Annotated in this window: 15 protein-coding genes; 10 read left to right on the top strand and 5 right to left on the bottom strand. The window is 54.6% G+C overall.

The features are described 5' to 3' along the window. The first annotated feature begins 6 nt into the window (after window positions 1-6). The 5 genes from MIM_RS11775 (at window position 7) to MIM_RS11755 (ending at window position 4,602) form a co-directional block, all read left to right on the top strand. Window positions 7-780: an SDR family NAD(P)-dependent oxidoreductase gene (locus tag MIM_RS11775; protein WP_025372955.1), complete on the top strand. Its 774-nt coding sequence runs from the start codon at window positions 7-9 to the stop codon at window positions 778-780. A 47-nt stretch (window positions 781-827) separates the two neighbouring features. After that, window positions 828-1,994, top strand: a complete 1,167-nt coding sequence (locus MIM_RS11770; RefSeq protein WP_025372954.1) for an acetyl-CoA acetyltransferase — start codon at window positions 828-830, stop codon at window positions 1,992-1,994. Between the two features lie 78 nt (window positions 1,995-2,072). Then, window positions 2,073-3,647 (top strand): acyl-CoA synthetase, encoded by a 1,575-nt coding sequence (locus MIM_RS11765; protein ID WP_025372953.1) that lies wholly within the window; start codon window positions 2,073-2,075, stop codon window positions 3,645-3,647. Continuing rightward, window positions 3,631-4,176 carry a PCC domain-containing protein gene (locus MIM_RS11760; protein ID WP_158318728.1) on the top strand — a complete coding sequence of 182 codons (546 nt, stop codon included), beginning with the start codon at window positions 3,631-3,633 and terminating at the stop codon, window positions 4,174-4,176. Before MIM_RS11765 ends, MIM_RS11760 begins: the two co-directional genes overlap by 17 nt. A gap of 33 nt (window positions 4,177-4,209) precedes the next feature. Next, window positions 4,210-4,602 carry a PPC domain-containing DNA-binding protein gene (locus MIM_RS11755; RefSeq protein ID WP_052342311.1) on the top strand — a complete coding sequence of 131 codons (393 nt, stop codon included), beginning with the start codon at window positions 4,210-4,212 and terminating at the stop codon, window positions 4,600-4,602. Between the two features lie 205 nt (window positions 4,603-4,807). Here the strand turns inward: MIM_RS11755 and MIM_RS11750 are convergent, their stop codons facing one another. Both MIM_RS11750 and MIM_RS22145 read right to left on the bottom strand, forming a co-directional pair. Continuing rightward, window positions 4,808-6,325, bottom strand: a complete 1,518-nt coding sequence (locus tag MIM_RS11750) for a UxaA family hydrolase (RefSeq protein ID WP_025372950.1) — start codon at window positions 6,323-6,325, stop codon at window positions 4,808-4,810. Window positions 6,326-6,366: 41 nt separating this feature from the next. Then, a complete protein-coding gene (locus MIM_RS22145; RefSeq protein ID WP_025372949.1) occupies window positions 6,367-7,254 on the bottom strand; it encodes a FadR/GntR family transcriptional regulator in 888 nt (295 codons plus the stop codon). 163 nt (window positions 7,255-7,417) lie between these two features. Here MIM_RS22145 and MIM_RS11735 point away from each other — a divergent pair, with 163 nt between their 5' ends. From MIM_RS11735 to MIM_RS11720, 4 genes are all read left to right on the top strand, one after another. Further along, entirely contained in the window at window positions 7,418-8,101 is a 684-nt protein-coding gene (locus tag MIM_RS11735) for an amino acid ABC transporter permease (protein ID WP_025372948.1), read from the top strand. A gap of 18 nt (window positions 8,102-8,119) precedes the next feature. Next, window positions 8,120-8,767: an amino acid ABC transporter permease gene (locus MIM_RS11730; RefSeq protein ID WP_025372947.1), complete on the top strand. Its 648-nt coding sequence runs from the start codon at window positions 8,120-8,122 to the stop codon at window positions 8,765-8,767. Between the two features lie 36 nt (window positions 8,768-8,803). Further along, complete coding sequence (locus MIM_RS11725) at window positions 8,804-9,652, top strand: amino acid ABC transporter ATP-binding protein (protein WP_025372946.1); 849 nt, start codon at window positions 8,804-8,806, stop codon at window positions 9,650-9,652. A gap of 114 nt (window positions 9,653-9,766) precedes the next feature. Beyond that, window positions 9,767-10,573 carry a transporter substrate-binding domain-containing protein gene (locus tag MIM_RS11720; RefSeq protein WP_025372945.1) on the top strand — a complete coding sequence of 269 codons (807 nt, stop codon included), beginning with the start codon at window positions 9,767-9,769 and terminating at the stop codon, window positions 10,571-10,573. A 29-nt stretch (window positions 10,574-10,602) separates the two neighbouring features. On the opposite strand, the gene MIM_RS11715 is transcribed toward MIM_RS11720, so the two are convergent. The 3 genes from MIM_RS11715 to MIM_RS11705 all read right to left on the bottom strand — a co-directional run bounded on the left by MIM_RS11715 (window position 10,603) and on the right by MIM_RS11705 (window position 13,089). Then, window positions 10,603-11,535 (bottom strand): LysR family transcriptional regulator, encoded by a 933-nt coding sequence (locus MIM_RS11715; RefSeq protein WP_025372944.1) that lies wholly within the window; start codon window positions 11,533-11,535, stop codon window positions 10,603-10,605. 73 nt (window positions 11,536-11,608) lie between these two features. Then, window positions 11,609-12,394 (bottom strand): NRDE family protein, encoded by a 786-nt coding sequence (locus tag MIM_RS11710; protein ID WP_025372943.1) that lies wholly within the window; start codon window positions 12,392-12,394, stop codon window positions 11,609-11,611. Window positions 12,395-12,444: 50 nt separating this feature from the next. After that, the gene (locus tag MIM_RS11705) at window positions 12,445-13,089 is read right to left on the bottom strand and encodes a PIN domain-containing protein (RefSeq protein ID WP_025372942.1); all 645 of its coding nucleotides are present in this window, start codon (window positions 13,087-13,089) and stop codon (window positions 12,445-12,447) included. Between the two features lie 183 nt (window positions 13,090-13,272). Between MIM_RS11705 and clpB the strand changes: the two genes are divergently transcribed. Continuing rightward, window positions 13,273-15,870, top strand: a complete 2,598-nt coding sequence (clpB, locus tag MIM_RS11700; protein ID WP_025372941.1) for an ATP-dependent chaperone ClpB — start codon at window positions 13,273-13,275, stop codon at window positions 15,868-15,870. Window positions 15,871-15,944: the final 74 nt, after the last annotated feature.

Below are 15,944 nucleotides of genomic sequence, written 5' to 3'. Positions count from 1 at the left end.
TGCAGTATGAGTGCTGTTTCTGCAAGTGAGATGCGCGTAGCGGTGGTTACTGGTGGCGGCAGTGGCATTGGCCGGGCAATCGTCGAGGCCTTTGCCCATGCCGGCTATCAGACCATGATTGCAGATGTGAACGAGACCGACTCGCAGGCGCTGGCCGAGTCACTCAATACGCAATCGTTACAGGCGCGTTATCTCAGGCTGGACGTGGCGGATGCCGATAACATAGCTCATTTCTTTGCAACGGTAGAGCGCGAATATGGGCGCTGCGACGTGCTGGTGAACAACGCAGGTATCGCCAAAACGGTGGCCTATCTGGACTACCCGCAGGATCATTGGGAAAAGGTCATGCAAGTGAACGTAACAGGGCCGTTTCTGATGTCCCAGCACGCCGGGCGACTCATGCAAAAAAGGCAGTCAGGACGCATTATCAATATTGCATCTGTGAGTGGCGAGCGTGCCAGCTGGGGCAGAGCGGCGTATGGCACATCCAAGGCGGCGATTTTCGGGCTGACGCGACAGATGGCGCTGGAACTGGCCGAATTTGGCATTACCAGCAACGGCATCGCGCCGGGACCGATAGATACGCCGCTTACCCGGCAATTGCATACACAGGCCGCCAGGGATGCATTCACGCTGTCCGTACCCATGGGCCGTTACGGCACACCGCAGGAAATTGCTCAGGTTTGCCTGTTCCTTGCCTCCGACGCTGCCTCGTATGTCAATGGTCATGTGATTCCGGTAGACGGCGGTTTTCTGGCGGCGGGCATTACCGGACATTGATTGTCCAAGTCCGTTTTCACGGTTTCAACTAAAGGGAGTCAATTGCAATGCGTGTGTCAATGACGGGCTGGGCCCATTCCAGGTTCGGAAAAATGGATGGCATCGACCCCGAGCAGATGATCGGGGACGTAGCGCTGCAAGCTATTGAGCATGCCGGTCTGGAGCAGAGTGATATCGATTCGCTGCACGTCGGTCATTACAACGGTGGATTTCTATATCAGGATTTCCCTTCATCGTTACTGTTTAACACGATGCCGGCATTGCGATTTATTCCGTCTGTGCGACTGGAAAACGCCTGCGCCACAGGCTCGGCGGCGCTGCACTCTGCGCTTAACGCGGTCAGCAGCGGACGCAGTCGTTACGCGCTGGTACTGGGTTTTGAAAAAATGTCGGAACTGTCAACACCGGAGATCGGCGAAGTTCTGCTCAAATGTTCCTATGCCAGGGAAGAGGCGGCAGTTGCAGGTGGTTTTGCCGGCCTTTTCGGCAATGTGATTGCCAAAACCTATTTTGATCGCTACGGCGACCAGTCTGACGCTTTGGCAATGATTGCTGCCAAGAACCACCACAATGGCCTGTCCAATCCGTACGCCCATATGCGAAAGGATTTCGGTTTCGATTTCTGTCGTACAGAGTCTGAAAAAAATCCCTTCGTCGCCGGCCCGCTTAAACGTACCGACTGTTCCCTGGTCTCTGACGGCGCGGCCGCCGTGATTATCTGCAGGGACGATGATGTTCGCAATAGCGACAATCGTGTACGTTTTCTGGCAACGTCTCAGGTAAATGATTATTTGCCGATGAGCCGTCGGGACCCCATTGCATTTGAAGGTGCGACGCGGGCCTGGCAACAGGCGCTGGCCGATAGCAGTCTGAGCCTGAACGAGCTGTCGTTTGTTGAAACCCATGACTGCTTTACCATTGCCGAGCTGATTGAATATGAGGCCATGGGGCTGGCCCGCCCGGGCGAAGGGGCGCGTGTGATCCTGGATGGCATCAGCGCTCGTGACGGACGCCTGCCCGTGAATCCCTCGGGTGGCCTGAAGTCCAAAGGGCACCCCATCGGTGCGACAGGCGTTTCCATGCATGTGATGGCTGCGATGCAATTGAGCGGACAGGCTGGCGATATGCAATTGCCGGTGGCGGATCGGGCGGGTGTCTTCAATATGGGTGGCTCGGCAGTTGCCAATTATGTGAGTATTCTTGAACGCGCGTGATGCGTGTGTGTGATGCGTGTGTGAAAGGTCTGCAGCCCCGTGATCGCTGCAGGTATCGGGTTATTCTGGAATGGTGCCATGCTCAAGCCGGTAAAAAATATTGGTAATTTTCTGACGGATGTCAGTTTACGTTTTGCGGACCTGCCCGGGCTGATCCACGGTGACCGCATCTATCGCTGGGGTGAACTCAATGCCCGGGTAGATGCGCTGGCGCATGCCTTGAGGGCATTGGGTGTCAAAAAGGGCGATCGCATTCTGATCCATTCCTCCAATAATGTGCAATTGTTTGAAAGCTGTTGGGCAACCTTTAAGCTGGGTGCGATCTGGGTCCCAACCAATGTCCGCATTACCGAGTCGGAGGTTGCCTATCTCGCCTCTGCCAGCAAGGCTTCGGTCGTGATTTATGACGACGGGTATGCGGGCCATGCCAATAGTTGCTGCCAAGCTGCCGACACGGTCCGGCATGTCATCGCCATTGGTGAACCACAAGAGCACGAACATAGCTATGCCGCATTATTGGCGCAGCATATAGAAAAAGGGTGCTTCGAGGCGGTTGACGTGGATTATGAAGACCCCTTATGGTTTTTCTTCACTTCGGGTACGACCGGGCTTCCCAAGGCAGGGGTATTGTCGCACGGGCAAATGGCATTTGTGATTACCAATCATCTGGCCGATTTGCTCCCCGGGATTGATCAGCATTCGCGCTCGCTGGTGGTGGCGCCGCTGTCGCACGGCGCGGGGATTCATGCGATCGCGAATACCGCGCGCGGTGCTGCCAGCGTCCTGCCGCGTTCGGCGCGGCTCGATTGTGTTGAAGCATGGCAACTGGTTCAGCAACATGGTGTAGACAATATGTTTACTGTGCCCACAATTGTTAAACGCCTGACAGAAGATCCCGCTGTCGATCAGTTTGACCACTCTTCGCTGAAATATGTGATTTATGCGGGCGCGCCCATGTATCGCGAAGATCAGAAATACGCCTTGCGCAAACTGGGCAAGGTGCTGGTCCAGTACTATGGACTGGGTGAAGTGACCGGCAATATCACCGTTTTGCCACCGCATATGCACCAGCTGGATGATGGTGCAGAAGATGCAAGGATCGGCACTTGTGGCTATGCCAGAACCGGCATGGAAATTGCGATTCTGGATGAAGATGGCGGGCGTTGTGGCGCAGGTATCACTGGTGAAATTTGCGTGCGCGGTCCGGCCGTGTGCATGGGCTATGATAGCAACCCCGAAGCGAATGAGAAGGCTTTCCGATATGGCTGGTTTCACACCGGCGATCTGGGCCATTTGGATGAGCAGGGTTTTCTGTATATTACCGGACGACAGTCAGATATGTATATTTCCGGTGGTTCAAATGTCTATCCGCGGGAAATCGAAGAGGCCTTACTGACGCATACCGCCGTTTCCGAAGTCGCGGTGTTTGGCGTGCCCGATGAAAAATGGGGTGAGTCCGGTGTTGCGGTGGTGGTGTGCAAGAATGGCTCCAGAACAGATGCCGCCGCATTGAACCGCCATCTGAATGGTAAAGTTGCCCGCTACAAGTATCCGGCCAGATATTATTTCTGGGATTCCATGCCGAAATCGGGGTATGGGAAGATTGTTAAAAAAGACTTGCGACGTATGGTGCAGGATGATGCAACGGCTTAGCTCACGAGTGTTGTCTCTGGCCCAGCATGGGCAACGTAACTGGGTGCTTGATGTACCCGAAGGTGCATCTATCTGGGAATGGGTGGCTACGGCGTTCATGCAGCATGATATTCAAAGCGCGCACCTGGACATCATGGGCGGCCGTCTTCTTTCCGCTATTTTTTACACCGGATACCCAGATCCGGCTGGCAAGCGCATCGCACAATACGGTGCGCCCAATCACGTGGGCAATGCGACGCTGATTTCGGCAATGGGCATATACGGTAAGGACAAGGGGGCTCAACCCATGTTGCATTGTCACGGTTGTCTTGTGACCGGTAGCGGCCTGACTCAGGGCGGCCATCTGGATACGGCGCAATGTATCGTGGGCCGGGATGGGCTACGTATTTATGTTACTGCGACAAGCGACATTGAATTTGTTGCCAGGCTGGATGCGACCTCCGGCATGTATGTATTTCATCCGCAATTGGCAGCGCACATGGATGGCAACGCAGATCGCGCAGCGGTGGCTGCTGGACAAGAGCGCTAGGGAAAATTTCTGAATGGCAAAAGGAGCAGGGGTATGGAGTCCAGTATCAGACACTGTCGGGTGGGGCGCGTGGTTAACGCCCGGTTTTTCTGCAATGATGATCTGGTTACCGGCATGGAGGACATCTGCCGCGAGCATCAGATTGCCCAGGGGGTGATCAAAGGCGGGCTTGGCAGTCTGTTTAAGTCCAGTCTGGAAATCATGACGGACGAAGGCGTGCCGCGCAGTATCAACGTTGAGGGGTTCGCGGTTGAGATTCTGAGCATGAGCGGCCATGTGCGTCGTAGTCGCGAAGGGCAAACCGAAGTTGAACTGCACGGAATTGTGGCTAACAATGCGGGCGAGGTCTTTGCCGGCAGGTTTATTAAAGGGGGCTCTCCCGTGTGCATCACGATAGAAGTGATGCTGCAGGAATGGCTGGATTGATACCGGTAGGTTAATTCAGATAGGTTAATCCAGATAAGTTAATCCAGGTAGGTCAATCCAGGTAGGTCAATCCAGGTAGGTTGAACGGGAAGAGAGCGGGTGTTTTATACGTCAATAAATGGCTGCCGAAGGAGTACCGGCTGCCATTTATTGTTCGGCAAAGCGTTATTGCTGAAATTGAACAGGTCCTGAGAGTGCCCTTAAATTACATGGTCACGCCCAGTGGCCACGGTGCAAATTCGTTCTGTCCATAGCCATGTAATTCGCTCTTGGTTTTCTTACCCGAAGCGGCGTCCAGCATCATGCGATAGATTTTTTCACCCAGGCTGTCTACGCTTTCCTCTCCACTGATGATGGTGCCGCAGTTGATATCGATATCTTCTTCCTGACGTTGCCACAAGGCATTGTTGGTACTGAGCTTGAGCGAAGGCGAGGGGGTACAGCCGTACGCCGAGCCGCGGCCGGTGGTAAAGCAAATCAGATTGGCGCCCGAGGCGACCTGTCCGGTTGCGGAGACCGGATCAAAGCCGGGTGAGTCCATGAATACCATGCCTTTTGTCGTCACAGGCTGCGCGTATTCGTACACATCATTCAGGTTGGTGGTGCCGGCCTTGGCCACCGCGCCCAGCGATTTTTCCAGAATGGTTGTCAGCCCACCCGCCTTATTGCCGGCGGACGGATTGTTATTCATTTCAGCAAAATTGCGTTCGCAATAGTCTTCCCACCATTTGATACGGGCAATGAGTTTTTCTCCCACCTCGCGGCTGACCGCGCGCTGTGTCAGCAAATGCTCTGCGCCATAAATCTCAGGGGTTTCCGAGAGAATGGCGGTGCCGCCGGCGCGTACCAGACGATCAACCGCAGCACCCAGTGCCGGGTTGGCAGTAATGCCTGAATAGCCGTCGGAACCCCCGCATTGCAGGCCCACGGTAAGATGGGATGCAGAAACCGGCTCGCGCTGAACCTGGTTGGCGGCAGGCAGCATGGACTTGACCACTTCAATACCCTTGGCAACGGTTTTTGCGGTGCCGCCGGTATCCTGAATCGTAAAGGTTTGCAGATTAACGCTTTCCTTCAAATTGCCGGAGGCAAGAATGGCCGAGATCTGATTGGATTCACAGCCCAGACCAACCATCAGCACCGAATGGAAGTTGGGGTGCTTAGCGTAACCGACGAGCGTGCGCCGGAGCGTGTCTACAAAAAGACCCTCGGCGCCGTGCCCACAGCCGGTAGCATGGGGCAGGGCGACCACACCATCCACGTTGGGAAAGTCTGCCAGCGCGGCAGGGTTGATATCGCGGCGGAAATGATCGGCAATGGCTTTGGCAGCAGTGGCAGAACAGTTGACAGAGGTAAGAATACCGATAAAGTTGCGTGTTGCCACCCGGCCATCCGGCCTGACGTAGCCCATGAACTGATCGGTCTTGTCATTGATCGTGACTTCCTTTGTATGAGAGCCAAAGTCGTAATCACGTTCGAAATCCATCATGGCCATATTGTGGGTATGAACATGCTGCCCGGCACGGATGTCGCGGGTCGCCTTACCGATAATCTGGTTGTAGCGACGTACCGGGCTGTCCTTTGCGATATCAACGGTCGCGATTTTGTGTCCGGCAGGAACCAGCCCAAGGATGGCGATGTTCTCCTCCGTATTGCCCTGCATCAGCTGTTCAGTTGCAATAATGACATTGTCATTGGCATGCAGTCGTATAGTCTTGCTCATTGGATTCCTCTGGATTTCATTTTGAAATAATGGGTGATGTGTTAACCGATAATGGTCATCAGGCGCTGGTGAGCGCGGGTCAGATGGCGTTGCATGGCAGCCAGAGCCTGCAGGGGATCGCGGTCTTCGATCGCCTGACAAATGTGTTCGTGCTCCTGCATCGCCGCCAGCCATGCCTGGTGATCGTCGAAATGCCGGTGCATGCTGCGGGCAATGGGTCGATAGCGCTGGTCGAACAGACTGGTAATGGTCTGCATGACCAGTTGATTGTCGGTACTTTGCGCCAGGGTCGTATGAAATAATCGATCGGCATCGGCCATGCGAGCGTTAGTGGTGCTGTCGTTTTGCGCCATCGCTGCCTGCATGTCGGTCAGGCTTTTTCTGAGTTGCTTGCGCAGGTCGGGCGACATGAACCGGGCAGCCTCGGCCGCCACGGCAGATTCCAGAAAATAGCGCATCTGGTTGACTTCTTTCGGGCTGTCTTCGGCAATGCCGGGCAGCATCCGGGCGGGGAGAATCAAAGGATTGTCATCCGGATCGTCAGCTGGAGCAACACCAGCAAGGCGTTGCAGACTCCGGACAGACTCATCTGTTGCCGCCGGATCTTCGTGTCGCGATGCCGGATGAAAAGCCTGGCTGGTATCGGCTTGATTCATCTGTGCCGATAGCTCTGATTGGCTAGCGCTATTTTTTACGTAGATACCCGAGCCGATCCGGATTTCAACCTCATCCTGCAGTTCCAGCACGATCAGTGCTTCGCGCAAGGTAGGTCGTGACACGCCCAACTGCTGGGCAAGCTCTCTTTCGGAAGGCAGGCGCCCACCCGCATCAATTTGCAGGCTGGCGATCACCGTGCGCAGTTGTGCCGCGGTTTGTAAATAGGCTCTTGCTGCTGTTTTGCGTGAAGAGGAAGGTATGTCGGATGTCATATTTTCAATTGAAATCTTAGTAAATCCAATATAGGGGATTCCAATTAACTGGTCAAACCAATTTTGACGTAAATACGCATTTTATAGGGTTTTCTATAAGTGGTTTTACCAATTAGTGCGTGTAGCATGTCTTACTTTTATTACAGTCAAAAGCGGGTCAGACATGACTTATGAGTTCGATTTCAACTCTGTCTTTGCCTACTGGCAGTTCTTCCTGGAAGGGGCGCGCACGACCGCTGTCATGTCCTTCTGGTCTACTCTGGCCGGTTTTATTCTAGGTGTAATGTGTGCAATCGCCCGTAGCTCGTCCATTCCGTGGCTGAGCAAAACGGTGGGCGCCTATGTGGAGGTGATTCGCAATACGCCGCTGATTATCCAAAGTTATTTTCTGATTTTCGGGATGTCCAGCGTTGGGCTGACCATGCCGATTCTGGTCGGTGCCATTCTTGCACTTGTCATTAATATTACGGCCTATACCTGTGAGATCGTGCGTGCCGGCATCGAGTCGGTGCCGCGCAGCCAGCGCGAAGCAGGGGAGTGTCTGGGGCTATCGCCCTTGCAGGTGTACTGGCATATTATTCTGGTGCCGGCCCTGGAGCGAGTCTACCCGGCGCTTACCAGCCAGTTCATTCTGCTCATGCTGGTGACCAGTGTGCTGTCGGCTGTCGGGACCGAAGATTTGTTCGGCGTGTCTGGTCAGGTGCAATCCATGACGTTCCGCAATTTCGAAGTATTTATCATTCTCTGGGGAATTTATCTGGCCATGTCGTTGCTGGTACGGGCTATTTTCTGGATGCTGGGCAAGTTGTTTTTTGTACGCAGGCGTCGCCTTGGCACCTTGCTGTAAATCGGAGCGCTGAACCTTATGAATCATGAACAATTGATTTTTCTGTTGCAGGGCGCCTGGGGAACTTTTGTCCTGTCTATCCTGACGTTTGTGTTTGCCAGCGCAGTGGGCTTGATCATCGCGCTAATGCGGGTGTCTGCCAATCCCGTTGCGCGAGGTGCCGCCTTTACCTATATTCAGGCCATTCAGGGTACGCCGCTGCTGGTTTTGATGGGCGTCTGTTTTTACGGTCCGACGATACTGGGCTTTACCTCGGTCCCTGCACTGACCGCCGCTGTGCTGGCGCTCACCATCCAGTCATCGGCTTTTCTGGGTGAAATCTGGCGCGGCTGTATTGAGTCGGTACCGAAAAACCAGTGGGAGGCAGCCGAGTGCCTGGGCCTGAACCTCATTCAGCGCATGTTCCAGGTGATTCTGCCGCAGGCATTGCGCATTGCCGTTCCGCCCACCGTGGGCTTCATGGTACAGATCGTCAAAAACACCTCGATCGCTTCGCTGGTTATCGGTTTTGCCGAGCTGTCCTATAACGCAAAAATACTCAATAACGCGACGTTCCAGCCATTTCTTTACTTCGGACTTGCCGCGGTCTTGTATTTCATTATTTGTTATCCGTTATCACGACTGAGTTTGAAGCTTGAGCGCAAGCTGAACATCTCTCGCGGCTGACATAGAACACATAGAATATTCCACAAGGGAGCTCATATGAATTCAGTGCCTTTGCAGCAACCGGTAGCCGGGGGAGCGGTCAACGCAGCCGTCCCGCCAGGCGGGGCGCAGGACAGCACGCCAGCCTCATCGCGCGTGCAGACGGCGAACGCTGGCGATATCGTGCGGCTGGACAATGTACATAAATGGTTTGGTGACAATCATGTCCTGAAGGGCGTTGACCTGAGCATCAAGCCCGGCGAAATTATTGCCATTATCGGCCAGAGCGGATCGGGCAAGAGCACGGCGCTGCGTTGCATGGATCATCTGGAGCAAATCGACAAAGGCTCGGTAACCGTTTGCGGCCACACTTTTGGGGCGGATATTCCCAAGTCTGACCTGAAGATGCTGCGTCAGGATGTGGGTATCGTTTTCCAAAGCTATAACCTGTTTCCACATTTAACCGTAGAGCGCAATATCACACTTGCATTAACTTCGGTTAAGAAGATGAGCCGGAGTCAGGCAAAGGATATTGCTCAAACCGTATTGACGCAAGTCGGCCTACAGGAGAAAAGCCAGATGTACCCCGAACAGCTGTCGGGCGGTCAACAGCAACGCGTTGCGATTGCCCGCTCACTGGCGATGGGTCCAAAGCTCATGTTGTTCGATGAGGTGACCTCGGCACTGGATCCGCAATTGACCGGCGAAGTATTGCGTGTGATTGAAAAGCTGGCGCGTGAAGGGATGACGATGGTGCTGGTGACACACGAAATGGCGTTTGCCATGCGAGTGGCGCACCGCATTGTTTATATGTATCAGGGAAAAATCCATGAACAGGGCGGGCCCGAGATGCTGCGCAATCCGCAGACCCCGGAGTTGAAGCAATTCCTGGATAACGGCCTGTAATCAGGATGGCTTCAGCTGAATTCAGATGTAGTCCGGCCCTAACGTACTTTATATTTTGTTGCTTAATTAAAAGAACCTATTCTTAGAAAACGCTATTCCAATCAGGAGACATTCATGAAATATTCGCTCAAGCCCGTGCTTGCTGCCGTCACCTTTGCCACGGCTTTGCTGGGCGTTGCCTCACCCGCCTGTGCCAACACCCTGGAACAGATCATGCAGCAGAAGGTGTTGCGCGTTGCCATCGATCTGAGCGCACCGCCTTACGGCATGAAAAATGAGGCCATGAAGGAGGTGGGTTCGGACGTGGAAACAGCCACTCTGCTGGCTAAGGATCTGGGCGTGAAGCTGGAAATTGTTCCCACGACTCAGGCCAATCGCATTCCGTTTCTGCTGACCAATAAGGCCGATATTGTGATTTCCAGTTTGTCGATCACACCGGAACGGGCAAAGGTGATTGATTTTTCTATTCCCTATGCCGTAATTCAATCTGTGATCGGCGCGCCCAAGGATGCAGCGATCAAGGAAATGAAGGATCTGGCGGGTAAAAGCGTCGTCACGGCCCGGGGTACGACTAATGATCTGAACGTAACCAAGCTTGCTCCTGCCGGAACCAATATTGTGCGTTTTGAAAACGATGCCACAGCGATTACGGCGATAACCAGCGGACAGGCGAATATTTTTTCAACTGCGCCTTCGATTATTGCCGCGCTCAATAAGAAGGATCCGGCCAAGGCCCTGGATATCAAGGTTGTGATGTCGACGTCGAAAATGGGAATTGGCGTCGCGAAGAACAATTCAGAACTGAAAGAGAAAATCAATGAGCTGGTACGCCAGAATCTGAAAAATGGTGAGTTAAATACCATTTTCAAGAAATATCACGCGACCGATCTGCCCGCAGACGTGTTGGCTGAAGGCAAATAATCAAAGGGGCGCTGGCGCCCATCCCTTCATCACTGTACCGCGACAGGCGGCATGTGCACAGCGTCCCAGTAGCCGTCTGTAGCATAGTGCCGCTTGAGCATATCAATAAAACTGCGGGTACGCTGGGGCAGGTGCTTGCGGTTGGGCAGGACGGCATAAATGCCATTGGGCTGGGTTGCGTAATCATCCAGAACCGTAACCAGGCGACCTGCATTCAGGTCGGCCTGTACTTCCCACAGGGAACGCCAGGATAAGCCAAAGCCATGCAGCGCCCATTCGTGCAGAACGCTGCCGTCCGAGCAGGCGAGCCTGCCGGTAGGTTTGAAAGCCCGCGTTCCGCCTTTTTCCTGAAACAGCCAGCCTTTGCTCTGGCTGCCTTGCGGCCCGAAAGACAGGCATTCGTGTTTGACCAGATCAGCGGGCACCTTAGGCGTACCATGACGTTTGATATAGGCAGGCGAGGCGACCACGACCCGGCGGTTTTCCGCCAGTTTTAAAGCGACCAGCTGCGAGTCCGGTAAGTCGCCGATGCGAATGGCGCAGTCGTATTGTTCTTCGAACATATCGATGATTCTGTCTGTCAGATCCAGCGTCACGCGGATGTCGGGATGCCGGCGGCAGAAATCCGGAATATGTGGTGCAACATGCTGGCGTCCGAAACCGGCTGGCGCGGTCAGCCGCAAGGGCCCGGCAATTTTTACCTTGCCCTGGGTGATCTGGCTCTCGGTTTCGGCCAGATCCTTGAGAATGCGCTGGGCTTCTTCCACAAAAGCATGCCCTTCGGGTGTAAGGGTGAGCTTGCGGGTAGAGCGAATGAGCAGCTTAACGCCAAGGCGTTCTTCCAGCGCATCGATCCGCCGCCCCATCATGGCAGGAGCAATGCCGTGTTGCTTGGCTGCAGCCGACAGGGTGCCAAGCGTCGCGACGGCGACAAAACTTTCCAGTTGGGTGAAGCGATCCATGGCTTGAGTATCTTGAGTCTGGTTGAATGAGCAATCGGCTCATTGTACCTTTGAAAGGCAAAGCACTGCTCAATCAATAGCGATAGGGGCTGTGCATGGTGAAGGTCCAGTCACGGCGCCCTGTTTCGCTGCCGTCCGGCGCGTAGCTCAATTCGCTGAGGGTGGCGTTACCGTCGCGATTGACCGCAACAATGGTGGAGCAGCGGGTGCCGTAGTTTTCGCTAATGATAAAAGGGCTGCTCAGGAGGCGTTCGCGATCCAGTGGAATGCCGGTATCTGGTAATGCGTCATCGGGTGCGGGCGTGGTGTCTTTAAGCAGGGTATAGACTTGTTGTAGCGCATCGGGGCCGCTATCGGGCGTGAGGGCATCCAGGCCACGGCGCAGGCGTTCGGCTTTGGGCCAGGGCGTATCCAGCAGGTGATTGGACAGAATATAACTGCCTTGCCCGAGCTTTTGCGGCGCTGCGGCTTGCCGGTTACCAGTGTAGTACACCTCGCGAGCATCTCCCACGATCAGATTGAAGCCATTGTAGTGATTGCCGGTTTCCCACGCCTGCGTAATGTAGTCGCCGGCGGTCATCGTGCCGTCCACAAAATCGCTCACCAGCAGGCCGCGTGTGGGAGCCTGGGGGATAAAGCCGGCGGGGTCACGGTAATTGGTCAGCATGGCAAAACGGCCATTTCTGTTAATCGCCAGCCAGGTGCCGCCACCGCTCAGATCCAGGCCGGAGAAAATGTCCGGATTGGCGTCCCACGGTGCGGCAGGCAAGGCTGGCCTGGCGTGAAACTCATCGCGATTGGCGGCAATATACAGGGGCCAGTCGGGATCTTTGGCAATCGACAAATAGATAATGCACATGGGAAGCGTCCTTCATTTTCTTCATGAAACGAGAAGCCCTCGCGGCTGGATTACGCCGCCGCATTTTCGTCCTGGGCAATCAGGTTGTTCAGGCGAAACAGGCGTTCCCGCCTGAGGACGGTTTCCAGGGGCTCGCGTGGCCGGCCGATAGTAATGGCATCGTCGGGAATCATCGCCAGCAGTTGCATCAGCAAATCGGCATTCAATTCATAGCATTTGGCCAGAAACGCGTCAGGGTCTGATAGCGACAAGCCCAGCTGGCGTAGTTCACTGCGGTTGAAATCGCGCAGGTTGCGCGTCAGAATACAAACAGACTGACCGGGGTAGCGGGCAAGGGCGGCGCGGCCGGCTGCAATCACGTGCCAGTCCTTGGGGTCGCTTTTGTTCAGCCCCTTTTCGAATTCAGTGACAATACCCATGTCGGCGCGGGGGAAGGCCAGCTGCATGTCCTGCCATTGAGTGGTAATGTCTTCTTCGGACACCTCCCAGACACGGCTGGCATTGCGACGCCACTCCTGGCCGATATAGTCGGCCCAGACCGGTTCGAACATGCCCGATTGCGCCAGACGTAGCAGCAGGTTCTTGAGAATCGTGGACATCAGCACACAGGTATCCAGCACGACACGCTGGGGCAGGATAGAGCTGGCACTGTCAGGATCGTGCGCGGCAGCGGTGTCGGAATAGCCTGAATTCATCGAAAGGTCAACCGGAACAGTTAAAATTCGATTGTACCGGCTGTGGTTCCGTTCTTTGGTCAGCCGTCTTCATCCTCAGCCAAAAACTGTGTTTATCACATCTTGAAATGTGGGTAGTTGCCATTATGTATTAAGCAACCAGGCCATATAGATATGGCCGTAATGAATGACATGGGAAGAATCATGAGATTTGACAAATTAACCACAAAATTTCAACAGGCGCTGGCCGACGCCCAAAGTCTTGCCGGCCGTAATGACAATCAATACATTGAACCGGTACACGTTCTGTCCGCCTTGCTGAGCGACGCAGACAGCGGCGCCGGCAGCCTGCTGGCGCGTGCCGGTGTTGCGGTCAATCGCGTCGGTCCGGCCCTGGACAACGCGATCAAATCGCTGCCTCAGGTGCAGGGTGCCGAAGGGAATGTGCAGATCAGCCGTGAACTGAATGCACTGCTCACCGCGACCGATAAGGAAGCGGCCCGGCGGGGTGATGCTTATATTGCAAGTGAATTGTTCCTGCTGGCTGTAGCAGATGACAAGGGCGAAGCCGGTCGTATCCTGCGTGACTCCGGTCTGCAGAAAAAGGCACTGGAAGCCGCGATTGAAGCGGTTCGTGGCGGCGCAGCCGTTGAGGACCAGGAAGGCGAAAGCAATCGCCAGGCGCTGAAAAAATACACGACCGATCTGACCGAACGAGCCCGCCTGGGCAAACTGGATCCGGTTATCGGTCGCGATGATGAAATCCGCCGGGCCATTCAGATTCTGCAACGCCGTACCAAAAACAATCCGGTGCTTATCGGTGAACCGGGCGTAGGTAAGACAGCCATTGTTGAAGGGCTGGCGCAGCGCATTATCAATGATGAAGTGCCGGAAACCCTGCGCGGCAAACGCGTGCTGTCGCTGGACCTGGCTGCATTGCTGGCAGGCGCCAAGTATCGCGGCGAGTTCGAGGAACGTCTCAAGGCAGTGCTCAAGGAACTGGCGCAGGATGACGGCAGCAATATCGTCTTTATTGACGAAATCCACACCATGGTGGGGGCCGGCAAGGCCGAGGGTGCCATGGATGCCGGTAATATGCTCAAGCCGGCATTGTCGCGCGGTGAATTGCATTGTATCGGCGCAACCACGCTTGATGAATACCGTAAGTACATTGAGAAAGATGCTGCGCTGGAACGGCGCTTTCAGAAAGTGCTGGTTAATGAACCCGACGTAGAAAGCACCATTGCGATATTGCGCGGCCTTCAGGAACGCTATGAGCTGCATCACGGTGTTGATATTACCGACCCGGCCATTGTAGCCGCCGCCGAGCTGTCCAATCGCTATATCACCGACCGTTTTCTACCGGACAAGGCGATTGACCTGATCGACGAGGCGGCGGCGCGTATCCGCATGGAAATCGATTCGAAACCCGAAGTGATGGACCGTCTGGATCGTCGCATCATTCAACTGAAAATTGAACGCGAAGCGGTGCGTAAGGAAACCGATGATGCCTCTGCCCGTCGCCTGAAAGCGATCGAAGACGAGCTGGAAAAGCTGCAGCGCGAGTACAACGACTACGAAGAGATCTGGAAAACCGAGAAAGCGGCGGTGCAGGGTGCACAGTCGATCAAGGAAGAAATCGAGAAAGTTCGGGCGCAAATGGCTGAATTTCAGCGCAAGGGGCAGTACGAGCAACTGGCTGAGTTGCAGTACAGCCGTTTGCCTGAACTCGAAGGTCGCCTGAAAGTGGCTGAATCGGAAGAAACCAGCAAGGCTAAACCTCGCCTGCTGCGCACTGAGGTTGGGGCCGAAGAAATTGCCGAAGTGGTGTCTCGCGCTACCGGTATCCCAGTCTCCAAAATGATGCAGGGCGAGCGGGAAAAACTGCTGGGCATGGAAAACTTCCTGCACAAACGCGTAGTTGGCCAGGACGAAGCGGTCACCCTGGTTTCTGATGCGATCCGTCGTTCACGCGCCGGCTTGTCCGATCCGTCACGGCCTTATGGTTCCTTTCTGTTTCTTGGGCCAACGGGCGTCGGTAAAACCGAGCTGACCAAGGCGCTGGCCGGATTTCTGTTCGATTCAGAAGAGCATCTGGTACGTATCGACATGAGCGAGTTTATGGAGAAACATTCCGTAGCGCGTCTCATCGGAGCGCCTCCGGGCTATGTGGGCTACGAAGAGGGTGGTTACCTGACCGAAGCGGTTCGCCGTAAGCCTTATAGTGTGATCCTGCTGGATGAAGTGGAAAAAGCCCATCCGGACGTATTCAATATTCTGCTGCAGGTGCTTGATGATGGTCGTTTGACCGATGGGCAGGGACGAACAGTCGATTTTCGCAATACCGTGATTGTGATGACGTCGAATCTGGGCTCCCATCATATCCAGAGTATGGCTGGGGAGTCTTACGAGGCGATCAAGGAAGTGGTCTGGGAAGACGTGAAACAGGCGTTCCGCCCAGAGTTTCTGAATCGTATTGACGAAGTGGTGGTATTTCATTCGCTCGATAGCGCGCAGATTTCCTCTATTGCGCGGATTCAGCTGGATCGTCTGGGAGCGCGGCTGGCAGGTCAGGATATGCATTTGCATATTTCCGACGCCGCATTGGCCCTGTTGGCCAAAGGTGGGTTCGATCCGGTATTCGGCGCAAGGCCACTGAAACGTGCAATTCAGCAACATGTGGAAAATGGCATGGCCAGAAAAATACTGGAAGGGGAGTTCGGTCCTGGCGACACTGTTCTGGTTGACGTAAAAGACGATGCTTTTGTGTTCAGCCGCGAAAACAGTGATATAGCGGGTTAAGACTGTTGCTTTGCCATAAAAAAGCCCGGGTATTTCCCGGGCTTTTTTGATCTTAATTAAAATTTAATGACAGT

This window comes from Advenella mimigardefordensis DPN7, assembly GCF_000521505.1.
GTDB classification, from domain to species: Bacteria; Pseudomonadota; Gammaproteobacteria; order Burkholderiales; family Burkholderiaceae_B; genus Advenella; species Advenella mimigardefordensis.
The sequence above is the reverse complement of the archived record's forward strand: the minus strand, read 5'-3'. Positions and strand labels throughout refer to the sequence as shown.

What these genes read in the sequence shown, in the direction of transcription:
- MIM_RS22145 (WP_025372949.1), bottom strand. Translation starts at nt 7,254, where the DNA reads ATGACATCCGACATACCTTCCTCTTCACGCAAAACAGCAGCAAGAGCC.
- MIM_RS11730 (WP_025372947.1), top strand. Translation starts at nt 8,120, where the DNA reads ATGAATCATGAACAATTGATTTTTCTGTTGCAGGGCGCCTGGGGAACT.
- MIM_RS11770 (WP_025372954.1), top strand. Translation starts at nt 828, where the DNA reads ATGCGTGTGTCAATGACGGGCTGGGCCCATTCCAGGTTCGGAAAAATG.
- MIM_RS11760 (WP_158318728.1), top strand. Translation starts at nt 3,631, where the DNA reads ATGATGCAACGGCTTAGCTCACGAGTGTTGTCTCTGGCCCAGCATGGG.
- MIM_RS11755 (WP_052342311.1), top strand. Translation starts at nt 4,210, where the DNA reads ATGGAGTCCAGTATCAGACACTGTCGGGTGGGGCGCGTGGTTAACGCC.
- MIM_RS11720 (WP_025372945.1), top strand. Translation starts at nt 9,767, where the DNA reads ATGAAATATTCGCTCAAGCCCGTGCTTGCTGCCGTCACCTTTGCCACG.
- clpB (WP_025372941.1), top strand. Translation starts at nt 13,273, where the DNA reads ATGAGATTTGACAAATTAACCACAAAATTTCAACAGGCGCTGGCCGAC.
- MIM_RS11705 (WP_025372942.1), bottom strand. Translation starts at nt 13,089, where the DNA reads ATGAATTCAGGCTATTCCGACACCGCTGCCGCGCACGATCCTGACAGT.
- MIM_RS11765 (WP_025372953.1), top strand. Translation starts at nt 2,073, where the DNA reads ATGCTCAAGCCGGTAAAAAATATTGGTAATTTTCTGACGGATGTCAGT.
- MIM_RS11725 (WP_025372946.1), top strand. Translation starts at nt 8,804, where the DNA reads ATGAATTCAGTGCCTTTGCAGCAACCGGTAGCCGGGGGAGCGGTCAAC.
- MIM_RS11715 (WP_025372944.1), bottom strand. Translation starts at nt 11,535, where the DNA reads ATGGATCGCTTCACCCAACTGGAAAGTTTTGTCGCCGTCGCGACGCTT.
- MIM_RS11775 (WP_025372955.1), top strand. Translation starts at nt 7, where the DNA reads ATGAGTGCTGTTTCTGCAAGTGAGATGCGCGTAGCGGTGGTTACTGGT.
- MIM_RS11750 (WP_025372950.1), bottom strand. Translation starts at nt 6,325, where the DNA reads ATGAGCAAGACTATACGACTGCATGCCAATGACAATGTCATTATTGCA.
- MIM_RS11710 (WP_025372943.1), bottom strand. Translation starts at nt 12,394, where the DNA reads ATGTGCATTATCTATTTGTCGATTGCCAAAGATCCCGACTGGCCCCTG.
- MIM_RS11735 (WP_025372948.1), top strand. Translation starts at nt 7,418, where the DNA reads ATGACTTATGAGTTCGATTTCAACTCTGTCTTTGCCTACTGGCAGTTC.